Origin of the sequence: Stieleria neptunia, assembly GCF_007754155.1 — a bacterium.
Taxonomy (GTDB): domain Bacteria; phylum Planctomycetota; class Planctomycetia; order Pirellulales; family Pirellulaceae; genus Stieleria; species Stieleria neptunia.
This window is the reverse complement of sequence record NZ_CP037423.1, coordinates 7628625-7641865: the sequence shown is the minus strand read 5'-3', so window position 1 is coordinate 7641865 and position 13241 is coordinate 7628625. Positions and strand designations below refer to the sequence as shown.

The 13241-nt window shown below is 59.1% G+C and carries 7 protein-coding genes; 4 read left to right on the top strand and 3 right to left on the bottom strand.

Features of this window, described 5'->3' with window-relative positions:
- Window positions 1-72 precede the first annotated feature (72 nt).
- From Enr13x_RS26575 to Enr13x_RS26560, 4 genes are all read left to right on the top strand, one after another.
- A complete protein-coding gene (locus Enr13x_RS26575; protein ID WP_145389958.1) occupies window positions 73-1884 on the top strand; it encodes an L-fucose isomerase in 1812 nt (603 codons plus the stop codon).
- A 145-nt stretch (window positions 1885-2029) separates the two neighbouring features.
- Window positions 2030-2788 (top strand): class II aldolase/adducin family protein, encoded by a 759-nt coding sequence (locus tag Enr13x_RS26570; RefSeq protein ID WP_145389957.1) that lies wholly within the window; start codon window positions 2030-2032, stop codon window positions 2786-2788.
- Window positions 2785-4764: a PAS domain-containing sensor histidine kinase gene (locus Enr13x_RS26565; RefSeq protein ID WP_145389956.1), complete on the top strand. Its 1980-nt coding sequence runs from the start codon at window positions 2785-2787 to the stop codon at window positions 4762-4764. Before Enr13x_RS26570 ends, Enr13x_RS26565 begins: the two co-directional genes overlap by 4 nt.
- 44 nt (window positions 4765-4808) lie before the next feature.
- Window positions 4809-6590: an alpha-L-fucosidase gene (locus Enr13x_RS26560; protein WP_390621004.1), complete on the top strand. Its 1782-nt coding sequence runs from the start codon at window positions 4809-4811 to the stop codon at window positions 6588-6590.
- A gap of 649 nt (window positions 6591-7239) precedes the next feature.
- On the opposite strand, the gene Enr13x_RS26555 is transcribed toward Enr13x_RS26560, so the two are convergent.
- From Enr13x_RS26555 to Enr13x_RS26545, 3 genes are all read right to left on the bottom strand, one after another.
- Window positions 7240-8685, bottom strand: coding sequence for a DUF1501 domain-containing protein (locus Enr13x_RS26555; RefSeq protein ID WP_231743798.1), 1446 nt, complete (start codon window positions 8683-8685; stop codon window positions 7240-7242).
- Window positions 8675-11791: a DUF1549 domain-containing protein gene (locus Enr13x_RS26550; RefSeq protein ID WP_145389954.1), complete on the bottom strand. Its 3117-nt coding sequence runs from the start codon at window positions 11789-11791 to the stop codon at window positions 8675-8677. The genes Enr13x_RS26555 and Enr13x_RS26550 overlap by 11 nt, the downstream gene beginning before the upstream one ends.
- Before the next feature lie 303 nt (window positions 11792-12094).
- Entirely contained in the window at window positions 12095-13237 is a 1143-nt protein-coding gene (locus Enr13x_RS26545) for a hypothetical protein (RefSeq protein WP_145389953.1), read from the bottom strand.
- Window positions 13238-13241: the final 4 nt, after the last annotated feature.

The window sequence follows — 13241 nt, the reverse complement described above, 5'->3', positions numbered from 1 at the left end:
CTACCATCGCCGCCTTCGGATTCGCGGTCCACCAGTTCTCCGGCAAAAGGGAATCGTCCAAAAACCTCCATCATGAATACTCCTCTCTCATCTCCCAGCGTTTGGAACGGCAACCTCCCCAAGATCGGCATCCGACCCACGATCGACGGACGACTCGGTGGCGTCCGTGAATCGCTCGAAGACCAGACGATGAATCTGGCCAAGCGAGTGGCCGAGTTGATCAGCAGCAATGTTTACTATCCCAACGGCGAACCGGCCGAGTGCGTGATTGCCGAGACGTGCATCGGCGGCGTCGCCGAAGCCAGCCGCTGCGAAGACCTGTTTCGTCGCGAGAACGTGGGGCTGTCGTTGACCGTCACCCCGTGCTGGTGTTACGGATCGGAAACCATGGACATGGACCCGCTACGCCCCAAAGCGGTGTTCGGATTCAACGGAACCGAACGTCCCGGAGCCGTTTATCTGGCAGCCGTCCTGGCCGGGCATTCGCAAAAAGGCTTTCCCGCATTCGGCATCTATGGACGCGACGTCCAGAACGCGGGTGACGCGGCAATGCCGGCTGATGTGCAAACGAAGATCCTGGACTTCGCCCGCTGCGGTTTGGCGGCAGCGTTGATGCGGGGCAAGTCCTACCTGTCGATGGGCGGGACATCGATGGGCATTGCCGGATCGATGGTCGACTACTCGTTCTGGGAAAAATGGCTCGGCATGCGTGTCGAAGACATCGACATGAGCGAGTTCATCGGCCGGATGAACAAGGGCCAATTCGATCAAGCCGAGTACGAGGCGGCGCTCGACTGGGTCAAAGAGAACTGCCCCGAAGGCGACGATTACAACAGCGATGCCACCAAGCGTTCCCGCGAACAACTCGACGGCGAGTGGTCGGATTGTGTGAAGATGGCGTTGATCGCCCGCGACTTGATGGTCGGCAATCCGAAATTGGCTGAAATGGGACTGAACGAGCAGGCTCATGGCCACGGCGCGATCGCATCCGGTTTCCAAGGCCAACGTCAATGGACGGATCATTTCCCCAACGGGGACTTCATGGAAGCCATCCTCAACACCTCGTTCGACTGGAATGGAAAGCGTGCGCCGTACATCGTCGCCACCGAAAACGATGCCATGAATGCGGCGACCATGCTGTTCGGTCATCTGCTGACCAACACGGCACAGGTGTTTGCCGACCTGCGGACGTATTGGAGTCCGGACGCGGTGGCGTCGGTCTGCGACGGTTATCGGTTGGATGGCATGGCCAGCGACGGTCTGCTGCACCTGATCAACTCAGGCCCAGCGACGCTGGACGGGACCGGTCAACAATCCGCCGCCGATGGCACGCCGACGATGAAGCCGTTCTGGGAGATCACCGACGACGAAGTCGAACGGTGCCTGAAGGCGACGACATGGCATCCGTCGATCACCGAGTATTTTCCCGGCGGCGGCATGAGTTCGCGTTTCAAGACACGCGGCGGCATGCCGGCGACGATGACCCGAATCAATCTGGTCGATGGGCTCGGGCCGGCGCTGCAGATCGCCGAGGGACACACGGTAGAATTGCCCGACGACGTCCACGATACCTTGGACCAGCGCACCAACCCGACCTGGCCGACCACTTGGTTCGCACCGATGCTGACCGGCCGCGGCGCGTTCACATCGACCTATGAAGTGATGAATCACTGGGGCGCCAATCACTGCGTGATGACAGCCGGCCATGTCGGACATCTGTTCATGACCTTGGCGTCGATCCTTCGCATTCCGGTTTACATGCACAACGTCGATCGGGCGCGTGTTTTCCGGCCGAGTGCATGGAACGCATTCGGGACCGACGATCTGGAAGGCGCAGACTTCCGAGCCTGCGAAAACTTTGGGCCCCTCTACGGTCGAAAGTAGACACGCTGCTACGCGGGCTAAATCATGGCCTGAATCAGAACGTCACCATGGGGCGTCGCTGGCGTCACCAGACAGCGGCCCCACACGCCCCGGCGAGCGGCATTACAATCACTTTTCCCCATTCGATCGCTGAGCAATCGACGTGATGAATCAACCACAAATTCTCGAATCCATGCTTGAACTGTCTCACTTTTTGGGTGAGGAAAGTCGGCAGCTTGCGATCCTGGGCGAAGGCAACACGTCGGCGAAGATCGACGCGGAAACGTTTTTTGTCAAAGCCAGTGGCAGTTGTCTTGGAACACTCGGCAGCGACGATGCGGTCGCCTGCCGGTTTGATGCGTTGTTGCCGATGTTGGAGGAAGACGCGATCAGCGACCAGGAAATCGAGGATCGCCTGCTCGGTTGTCGCGTGGATTCGACCGCCAAGAAGCCCTCCGTCGAAACACTCTTTCATGCCTACCTGTTGTCGCTGCCGGGAATCGAATTCGTCGGCCACACGCACAGCATCGCGGTCAACCGAATCCTCTGCTCGCCGCTGGCGGACCGATTCGCGACGCAGCGTTTGTTTCCCGACGAAGTCGTTTGTTGCGGGGCGCAATCCGTCTCCATCCCGTACGTCGACCCCGGGCTGAAATTGTCGCAAGTGATTCGTCAAAAAACGCAAGCGTTCCTGGATGAATTCGGTGTCCCTCCGCGCGTGATCCTGTTGCAGAACCACGGTCTGATCACGATCGGTAAAACGCCCGGCGCCGTCAAAGCCGCGATGCTGATGGCTGACAAGGCGGCCGAAATTTTTGCCGGTGCCGCAGCCCTCGGCGGTCCGGTGTTTATGGATGAAGGTGAAGTGAATCGGATTGCCAATCGCATCGACGAACACTACCGCCAACAAGCGTTGAAGCTATGACTGAACAGTCCGATGACGAATTGCCGCCCGGGATTCCAGACTGGTTGCGTGTTTCGTTCATCGACGGCCTGCCGTTCTATGTGGTCTTGAAGGACCTGCAAGGAAAGTTCACTTACGTCAACAAACGATTGGCAAACCGATTGGGATTGCCTGCCGACGAACTGGTGGGCAAAACCGACTTTGATTTGTTCCCCCACGAACTGGCCGAAAAGTATCGCGACGACGACCGACGGGTGCTGCAGTCTGATCAGGCCACGACTGAGATCGAAGACAACGACGCCGGTACGGACAGCCGGCTCGTCAAGGTTCGCAAATCGCCGATTCGCAATCCCCAGGGCAAAGTCGTTGGAATCGAGGTCGTTTTTTGGGACGTGACCGAGCACCAAATGGCCGAAGCCCAGTTGGTGCAGGAGAGATTCCTGCTTCACACGATCCTGAACAACCTTCCCGACTTCATTTATTTCAAAGATACCGAGAGCCGGTTTCTACGCGTCAGCCGCGCCCACGCGGATCGGTTGGGTTTGGCGACGCCCTCAGATGCGATCGGAACGCACGACAGCGAGTACTTTCCCCAAGAATATGCCGCGGCGGCGCGGGAGGATGAACTGAAACTGATTCGAACCGGGCAGAACATCCTTGGACGCGAAGAACACGCGATTTGGCCGGACGGCAGCGAGACCTGGGTCGCGACGACCAAGTTGCCGCTGCGAGATGAAGACGGTCAGATCGTCGGCACGTTTGGGATCTCACGCGATATCTCGGAACTCAAATCCACGGCCGAGTCGCTGGAGCGAGCCAAGCAGGCCGCGGAGGCTGCCAACCGCGCCAAGAGTGAATTCGTCGCCAATTTGAGCCACGAGATTCGCACGCCGATGAACGCCATCATCGGAATGGCCGAGTTGCTGGTTCGCGCAGGACTGGACGATCTGCGAACCCAACAAGCCAAGACCATTCTGGAATCCGGTGAAAGTCTGTTGAATTTGCTCAACGATATCCTGGATTTCTCGCGAATTGAATCGGGACGCGTTGAGCTGGATCCCGTCCCGGGTGACGTGGCCGAGTGCGCACGCGGGACGATCCGAATGCTTTCGGTGCGGGCCGACGAAAAATCGATTCAACTCGATTGCGAGGTTGCCCCCGATCTTCCCAAACTTATTCTCGCCGATTTTGTCCGACTGCGGCAAATTCTCGTCAATCTGATTGGCAACGCACTCAAGTTCACCTCGCAGGGACAGGTGACCTTGAGCGTTGCGCCTGTGCCCAGTGACGAGGCGCCCCGTGACGACACCGAAGTCTGCATTCGATTCGCCGTCAGCGATTCGGGTATTGGTATCCCGGCGGACAAGCTGAACGTCATCTTTGAGGAATTCGAGCAGGCGGACAAATCGACGACACGGCGATTCGGCGGCACGGGACTCGGCCTGGCGATCACCGCACGCCTGGTCCGACTGATGGGCGGGCAGATCGACGTCCAGAGTCAGGTGGGACGAGGAAGCATGTTTTCGTTCGCGCTGACCTTTCCCGTGATCGATTCGGCAGGAAGCGGCCAGTCCGGCGAGGACGCGTCGGCGACATCGGCACAAGCCGCCCGGCCGCGGCGTCCACTGCGAATCCTGCTTGCCGAAGACGGTGTGACCAATCAGATGGTTGCGACCATGATGCTTTCGGATTTAGGACACGATGTTGCGGTGGCCTTGGACGGCCGTCAGGCCGTCGAACTGTCGGCAAACGAGACGTTTGACCTGATTCTGATGGACGTCGAGATGCCAGAGATGGACGGACTTGAAGCGACACGGCTGATACGCGAGCGAGAACGTGGCACCGACACCCATCTGCCGATCATCGCGATGACCGCGCATGCCATGGCAACCGACGAGCAACGCTGCCTGGACGCCGGCATGGATGCCTACATCGCAAAACCGATTCGACAAGACATCGTGTTCGAGACCATCGAACGCCTGCTCCATGGCGATTGATCCGACCCCAAACCCTAAATTGTTCGTTAACTGAGGACACCACCGTGAATCGACATCGAAGACTGTTAGTCATTCTGTTCACCACACTTGCCTTGATGCCGACGGCCTCGCGTGCCCAGGAATCAATGGACAAGCTTTGGGGGGACCGCGTCGTCAAGCTGCGCGCCGAAAACGCCGAACGCGGCCAATTGTTTGACGAAGGCAACTACGCCATGTTCATCCACTGGGGGCTGTACTCCCAACTGGGGAACAAAGTCGATGGCAAGACCTACTATGGCATCGGCGAATGGATCATGAACCCACGCATGGCGGGAATCCCTGTTCCGAAATACAAACAGCTCGCGGGGACGTTCAATCCGGTCAAATTTGATGCCGCTGAAATTGCCAGAATCGCCAAGGCCGCCGGCATGAAATACATCGTGATCACGGCCAAACACCACGACGGCTTCGCGATGTATCACTCCAAAGCCAATGACTTCAACATCGTCGACGCGACACCGTTCAGCAAGGATCCGATGAAAGAACTCGCTGCCGCGTGCAGTGAAGCGGGCCTCGGTTTCGGTTTTTATTACTCGCACAATCAAGACTGGACGTTTCCCGGCGGCGGTGGCGGACCGAAGACAGACAAGGACGGAAACCCGGCAACCTTCGACGACTACTTCACCAAGAAATGCTTGCCGCAGGTCAAAGAGATCACGACGGAATATGGCCCCATCGAAATCGTCTGGTTCGACACCCCCGGCAAAATGCCCAAACATTATGTCGAGCAACTCGTCGAGGTCGTTCACAAGAATCAACCGCGCGCGATGGTTTCCGGTCGCGCCGGGCACGGGCTGGGTGACTACCAAACGCTCGGCGACATGGAAGTCCCCCGCGAGAACATCGAAGGACTTTGGGAAAGTGTCGACACGACCAATGATTCCTGGGCCTATGCCTGGTACGACGAGTATTGGAAGACGCCGGAAGAGATCTTGAAGCGTTTGATCGCATGCGTCGGCCGCGGCGGGACGTACATGCTGAACATCGGCCCGCGCGGCGACGGCACCGTCCCCGAGCGGGCTGTCAGGACACTCGAGCTATCCGGCGAGTGGATTCGCCGATACCCGCAAGTCGTCTATGGCACCGAAGCCTCACCCTGGCAGCACGCCCTGCCATGGGGTGACGTGACTCGCAGGGGCAACACCTTGTTTCTATGTGTTTTCCAGTGGCCGACGTCCGGCAAACTTTATCTGCCGAACCTGAAAACCGGGATCGAGTCGGCGGAATTGTTGGTCGGTAAAGAAAAGCGTTCGATCACGCACGGCCGACAAGGCGATTGGCGGTTCCTGGAATTGCCACCGAGAGCACCCGAGAAATTGGTTTCGGTGATTGAATTGAAGCTGGAATCCGAACCCGAAGTCGATCCGGTTTGGTCGCTCGATCCGAACACCGAAACGGAGATTTTGGCCGAGTTTGCCGAAGTGACCGGCATTAAAAAATCGGGAAAGCGATGGATGGAAAAATTCGGCGAGTGGAAAGGCATCGTCCATGCGCACGGTTTCAGCTCCGGCGGAAAAGCGACCTGGGAAGTCGATGTCCTGCAACCCGGCGACTACATCGTGGACCTGACGTACGCCGGGGAAGGCCGGTTGGTCTGGAGTGTGAACGTCGAAGGTGGCGAGCAGATTCAGAACCAGCAAAACGCATCGCACAACTACCAATCGTTCCCGATCGGCTGGCTCAATTTCCCCCACGCCGGTCGCTACCAAGTGTCCGTCGCGTGTCTGGACGGAAACGTCGAATCCGCGAGCCTGAAAGCCATCCACTTCACACCGGTGGGGCACTAGGGGTCCGTCGAGCGATAAAGGTCACGCCGCGACTTGTTCCCAGGCTCCGCCCTACGCCGTGAACGATTTATTTCCTGTGCTTGACGAGGTTTTAGCGGCAGGGCGCAAGCCCTCCGGTTCCGCTTCTTTGCCAACACACCGGAGGGCTCGCGCCCTACCGCTAAAAAGTCGTTCACGGCGTAGGGGTCCGCTTGGGAACGCAATTCAGGCCGGCTCCGCCGGCGGACCAGGGAGGCAGAGCCTGGGCTGCGAAAATCCCCGCTATTTCATCCGTTGTGCCGGATAAGACATTGGTTGTTCTTGTTCCGTGGTGGATCAAGAATCACTCGGCTCGGTTCGCCAAAGGCGATCAACAACATAGCCTGGGGTGAGACCGGATGAGCCCCAGCGAATCCGGGCGTAACCCCAGGTCCACGATCCACCGAAAACCCTCCCCCTTTCGATCGGCCGGCGGCGGTGCCGCCGGCCGATCGAAAGGGGGAGAGAGCGGGTTTGGCTTTCTTTCCCTGGGGTGGCGGTCACTCCGCTGCGCTCGTTCCCTGACCCCAGGCTATGTTGTGAATGCCCTTTGGGCAAATGCAGCGACCGGGAATCGCCTGAAGGCTAAAACACCAACGTCTATGCCCGTATCGTTCGTGTCGGACACGTCTTACGACAGGATCTCATCGACGACGCGTGCCGGGCGGCCGGCGGTCAGCAGTTCCTGGCGTCCGTTGTGGTGGAAGACTAACTCGTTCCAGTCCAAACCGAATTGGTGCAACAGCGTGGCCTGGTAGTCGTTCGGCGTCACCTTGTTCTCGACCGCGCGATGGCCGAATTCATCGGTCGCTCCAAACGTCATCCCCGGTTTGATGCCTCCGCCGGCAAGCCACATGCTGAATCCCTGGCCGTTGTGGTCGCGTCCATCCTTTTCGGGGGCTCCCTGGTTTTGCGTCACCGGCAGGCGTCCGATTTCACCGCCCCAATGAACCAGCACTTCGTCCAACATGCCGCGTTGTTTCAGGTCCTTGACCAAGGCGGCGGAGGGTTTGTCCGTCTTGCGGCAGATCGATGGCAACGCGGTACCGAGGTGGCTGTGATTGTCCCAGGGTTGGCCGTTAAGAAACAATTGCACAAAACGCACGCCCCGCTCGACCAGCCGACGGGCGATCAGACAGCGCGTTCCGTACTCGCGTGTCGCGTCGTCGTTGATGCCGTACAGTTCGTGTGTCGCCTTGGTTTCCTTGGAAATGTCGAGGGCTTCGCGGGCTGCCGTTTGCATCCGTGCGGCCAGTTCGTAGCTGGCGATGCGGGCCTCTAAATCACTGGCGCCGGGAAACCGCTGGGCATGGTTTCGATTCAGCCGTTGCAGAAAATCAAGGTTCTGGCGTTGCGGCATGCCTTGCAGGTGCGGCGGCGAATCCAGATTTAAGATGCGTGGCTCTTTGGGACGCAACACGGTGCCTTGATAAAGTGCCGGCATGAATCCGCTGGACCAATTATTGGTGCCGTCCACGGGATGCCCGCCCGGGTCGGTCAACACCATGTAGGCGGGCAACTCTTGCGTCTCGCTGCCCAAGCCGTACAACAACCACGACGCCAGGTGGGCTCGACCGGTGACACCTGGGATTCCACCGTGAAAGTAGCGGATCGACACTTCGTGCCCGTTGGCGCCGGTGTGCATACTGCGGATCAGACAGATGTCGTCGACGATTTCCGCCGTTTCGGGCAGCAATTCGGAAAGTTCCGTGCCGCATTGGCCATGCTTGGCGAACTTCCACCGCGTCCCCATCAGCTTCTTGCTGGCTTCGTTGACGAAACTGTAACCGACTTCGCCGTTGTATTCAGTGCCGTCGTATTTCGTCAGTTCCGGCTTGGGGTCGGTCAGGTCCATGTGCGACGGCCCGCCGTGCTGGAACAGCGAAATCATCGCTTTGGCCTTGGGCGGATGATGGGTCGGTTTGAGTTCCAAGTCAAACGTCGGCGGTTGCATGGGGACGTTTTTCGGTTTTGCCTGCAGTTTCTCTTGTTGCAGCAACCAGGCCAGCGCGACCGAGCCGATCCCCAAGGCTTGGCGGTTGAGAAAACAGCGACGGGAGACCGTTTCATTCCACATACAAGAACTCATTGGAACTGAGGAGCGACTGACACAAATTGGTCATCGCCTGAGAGACACTTGTCCTGCCCGGCGGAATCGCGCTGGGACTCTGGTCCATCATCCGAATTTGATCGGCGATGAATTCGACGGCCATCGTCAGTTCGTTCGCGCGGGGCTGGCGGCTGTAGGCCAGTTCCCAGGCGCGAACGATCTGGCCGGGCACCCCATCGGTGGACTCTGCGGGGCCAGCGAATTGGTTTTGCGACGCAAACGTTTCGTCCGATTCGCCTGGTACCGTCAACGTGATCGTCACCGGCCAGGCGAACGAATCCGAAGTGTGATTGCTTCGGCAGTCGGTGATGAAGTCGATCGTATCGCCGGCTTGCACTTCCATTCCTTCCACCGCCGTCTGGGCCGTGGAGTGCTGGGCGACCCACTCGCCGACCAGCCCGGATCGGCTCAGCACGATTCGACCCCTGACACCATCACCGTTTTCCGAGGAATGCTGCAATGGTCCGCTGATCGCAATCACACCGTCTCGCGGCGTCACCCAGCGACGAACGACGGATCGATTGGCATCATGGGGGTGTCCGCCGCCGGCAGTCAGATGCGCCCAACCGAGCTGGGCGTCGGGCAGCGTTTCACCACCACTCCAATGCGTTCCCGTCCAGTGCGGGAACGGCGTGAATTGAGTGCGTCCGGTGTCTTCATTCAAGTCGCCATAACCATACTGCCACTGTGTTTGCCGCGGAGTTGGCACTTCGGGAAGCGACGCCAATCGCTGCTCGGGCAACGAGACTGCTTCTGTTGCCGCACGGTCAGCCAGTTTGGCCGATTGATCGAGGATGAATTGCCCGTTGAGCAACATCAACGATTGGGTCGCCACCGTCGAACTGACACGGTTTTCACAGTTGGTTTCCATGACCGGGGCGTCAAAGGTTTGCAACAGCGCGACGGGGCGACTGCGGCGCGCCTGGATATACAAGCTGCGTCTGGGTTGCGGCCCATCGACGACGACTTGGCCCGATTCATCTTCTTTGATTTTGACCGGCGCTCCGAACAATTGGCGATCGAGCAATCCCGACGCCGCCAGCATCCGGTCGCGAATCGTTTCGGCTTCCAATCTCCGCAGGGTGCGCGCGTAGGGGTTCGCCGAACTGGGCACGACGCTCTGGCGCCAAACCGCCGAAGACAGGATCAGGCGATGCAGCCGTTTGAGACTCCACCCCTGGTCGACGAATTCGGCCGCCAACCAATCCAGCAGCCGGGGATCCGACGGCATCGAGCCGAGCTTGCCGAACTCGCCGGGCGTGGCGACCAGCCCCTTGCCGAAGTGATGCATCCAAACGCGATTGACGATCACCCGTGAAAGCAACGGATTGTCGCGATCGGTCAACCAATGTGCAAAGGCAAGTCGACGTCCCGTTGACGCGATCTCGGGGTCGTTGATCGGAAACTCGACCTGCCGGCCTTCGGGTGAAGCAACCTCCGGCGCCGCCGGCGCGACGGTTTGCTTGGGTTGGCCGGGATCACCGCGGTGAAACAGCTTCGTTTCGGGGACGTGGCCCGCCGGTTCAATCAACGCCCGCAAAAACTCTTCGGTCGGTTTTTTAGCGCGCACTTCCGCTACCCGTTTGCTGATCTCGGCCAGTGTGGGTTTGGACTCGGGAATGTATTGGTACAGGTTGCCCGGGGTGATGTTGACGCTGGGGTTGGCCGCCAACAGTTTTTTCTGTTCTTCATTTCGTTCCTTGGCCGGCGTTTGGTACGCCTGGCGAAGCGACGTCCGCAACGGTTCCTCGTAGTTGAGCAGCTCCTTGTCGAGCGCCTGCTTCATGTACTCGGCCTGACGTTCGTTTCTCTCCTGCTCAATTTTCTTCGCTTCGCTTTCTACCTCTGCGGCTCGTTCGCGGTCCGCGGCGGTGTAGAGCGAAACCAGGCGCGCGTTCGGCGTTTTCCAGGCCTTCCAATCCAACGATGGCTCAAAGACGGCGCGCAGCGCGTAGTAATCGGTTTGCAGAATCGGATCGTAGCGATGGTCATGGCATTGGGCACAATGAAAGCTCAATCCCATCAGAGATGTCCCCACGATCTTGATCGTGTCGATCATCACCTGATTGCGTGCTTCGTCGTTGTTGGCTCCGTTGCCGGTTCCGTCGGCGGCCATCCGCAGAAAGCCGGTTGCCGCCAATAGCTCGGTTTGTTTGTCCGTCAAGTCGCCGTTGCGGGGACCGGCAAGTTCGTCACCGGCGAGTTGTTCGATGATGAATTGATCGAACGATTTGTCGTCATTGAACGCACGAATGACCCAGTCGCGATACTTCCAGGCCCAGGCACGTTCCGGGTCTGCCACGGTGTAGCCTTCGGAGTCCGCGTAGCCGGCGACGTCCAACCAATGTCGTGCCCAGCGTTCGCCATAGTGTGGCGAATCGAGCACTTCGGTCAGCAGATGGTCATACCAATCTTCCCGCGGATCGTTGCACCAGCGTTGCACCTGCTCGGCCGATGGCGGCAATCCGATCAGATCAAAATAAACACGGATCACCAATGTCGTGCGATCCGCTTCGGGTTCCAGCGGTACCGGTTGCCCCTCACCGTCTTGCAACACGATGGAATCGATCGGATTTCGCACGCGGGGATGGTCCGCCATCGGCGCGGCTTTGGGGGGCGCAATCGGCTGGAACGCCCAATACGCGCGTTCTTCGGGGGTGATCCCCAGACCGGGACCGATCGAATCGGGCTCTTCCCGCGCCGTCGCCGCGCCGTCCGCGATCCATTGCTTGAGGATCGCGGTCTGATGGTCGGGGACGTTGTGATCCCCCGGAGGCATGTCACCGTCGATCACGCGTTGCAGCAACAGGCTGTCGTCGGGATCGCCGGGCGCGATCGCCGCGCCGCTGTCGCCGCCTGTTTTCATCAACCGGACCAGACGCAGGTCCAAGCCGCCTTCCAGATCCGACGTCGCCCCGTGGCAATCGAAGCAATGGGCGCGAAAGATCGGCCGGATGTGCTGTTCGTAGGTCAGCTTCTCCGCCGGCGATGTCTCGGCCGATGACGACCGTACAGCGGTGAACCAGGAGTGCATGCAAATGAGCAGCACGGTCAAAAACGATGTGCGGGTCATCGTCAAAATCTCGAGAGCGCGAGTGGGGTGGGATCGGAACACTCAGGTGGGCGAGCTGGATGGCAGACAGCCTCGCCGCATCAAAGTTTCCCGATGGATCTACATTCTAGTCGATAACTCTTCCGACTGTCATACCCGCAGACCCCAAAAGCCCGCTGAGGGTTCCGGGCAATCAACGTGTCGGGAACGAGCGGCACAGGCAGGTGCGCTGGTGTGCAGGCTTTAGCCGCCCTCGGTCGCTGCTCCGCAGCGACGGGGCATCGCCTGAAGGCTACACACCAACGGTTACTGAATCTCTGCCACTCAAGGCAGCAGTTCGAACGACTGTGTCCCGAACGGCTTGCCGTTGATCTGCAGCGTGACGTGGTGCGTCCCCGGATAGAGTGTGTAGGTCGTCGCGTTGGCCCGCAAAACATGACGCTTTCGGATCGATTTTGATTGCCCCTTGCGCAGATCCAATTGCTTCAGCTTGTGGACTTTCGGCGCGGTCGTTCCGTTGGCTTTCACAAAATCGACGACGTAATCCACCATCAACGATTCGTCGCGCCCGGCCGAGATCGTGAAGGACAACTCGATCGCTTCGCCCGGTCGGATCTTTGATCGCTCGAGCTTGTATCCGGTGACGTCGATTTGCGGATCGGGGCGAAACCCCAGAAAGCCGAGTGCTTCTGCGGAACCCTGTTTGACCAGCGTGCGCAGTGCATGTTTGCTCATCCAACGGAGTTCGTTCTCATCCTGCTCGGCTGTTTTTTTCCAACGATGAAGCGTCTCCAGGACCAAGCCGGGGTGCGTCTTGGCCAGATCGTTCAGGTGATTCGCAACCGAACGCGTCACATAGCGCGTCGGGTCGGCATGCAGCGGGTCCAGCAACGGCAGCGGGGTGGTCACCTCGATCACCAGCCGCTTGGACCAAGGCAGTCTGGGCCGCGTTCCTTCGCTGACCAACCGCCGAACGTGGTAGTGCTTGTCGGTCGACCATTTCTGAAGTTCCTTCAGCGTCCGCTCGGGATGCTCGTTGAGAAATGCCCGGATCGCATCCTCCATCGAGAAACGCTGCGTCAAGGCTTTGAGCGTGCGCAGCGATCGGTGGACGTGTTTCTTCTCCAGCCCATTACGGACAACAAATTCACCGAGGGGAGCGAAAATGAAGTCACCAAAATCATCATCCGTTTTTTGCGGATCCAGTGGCGGCGGCAACGCGTCGGTGATCTGTTTTGCGGCGACCGCGAAATCCGGCGAAAGATGTTTTTCCAGCCGCTCGGCGAGGTGGACGATGCGTTCTTTCAATTCCAAACGCGAAAGCCCCTTCATCGACTCGCGGACAAAACGGCCGGAGTCAAATCGGGAATCTGCATCGGCAAACAAGCCGGCGAGATACTCGATGCGTTCCCGATTGAACAGTTGGTCTTTCAGGCTGAATCCGGCCGAATCATGCTCCGTTGCCATGTCA

Bases quoted from the DNA above. Each gene is read 5' to 3' on its own strand.
- Enr13x_RS26575 (WP_145389958.1), top strand. From the start codon at position 73: ATGAATACTCCTCTCTCATCTCCCAGCGTTTGGAACGGCAACCTCCCC.
- Enr13x_RS26570 (WP_145389957.1), top strand. From the start codon at position 2,030: ATGAATCAACCACAAATTCTCGAATCCATGCTTGAACTGTCTCACTTT.
- Enr13x_RS26565 (WP_145389956.1), top strand. From the start codon at position 2,785: ATGACTGAACAGTCCGATGACGAATTGCCGCCCGGGATTCCAGACTGG.
- Enr13x_RS26555 (WP_231743798.1), bottom strand. From the start codon at position 8,685: ATGTGGAATGAAACGGTCTCCCGTCGCTGTTTTCTCAACCGCCAAGCC.
- Enr13x_RS26550 (WP_145389954.1), bottom strand. From the start codon at position 11,791: ATGACCCGCACATCGTTTTTGACCGTGCTGCTCATTTGCATGCACTCC.
- Enr13x_RS26545 (WP_145389953.1), bottom strand. From the start codon at position 13,237: ATGGCAACGGAGCATGATTCGGCCGGATTCAGCCTGAAAGACCAACTG.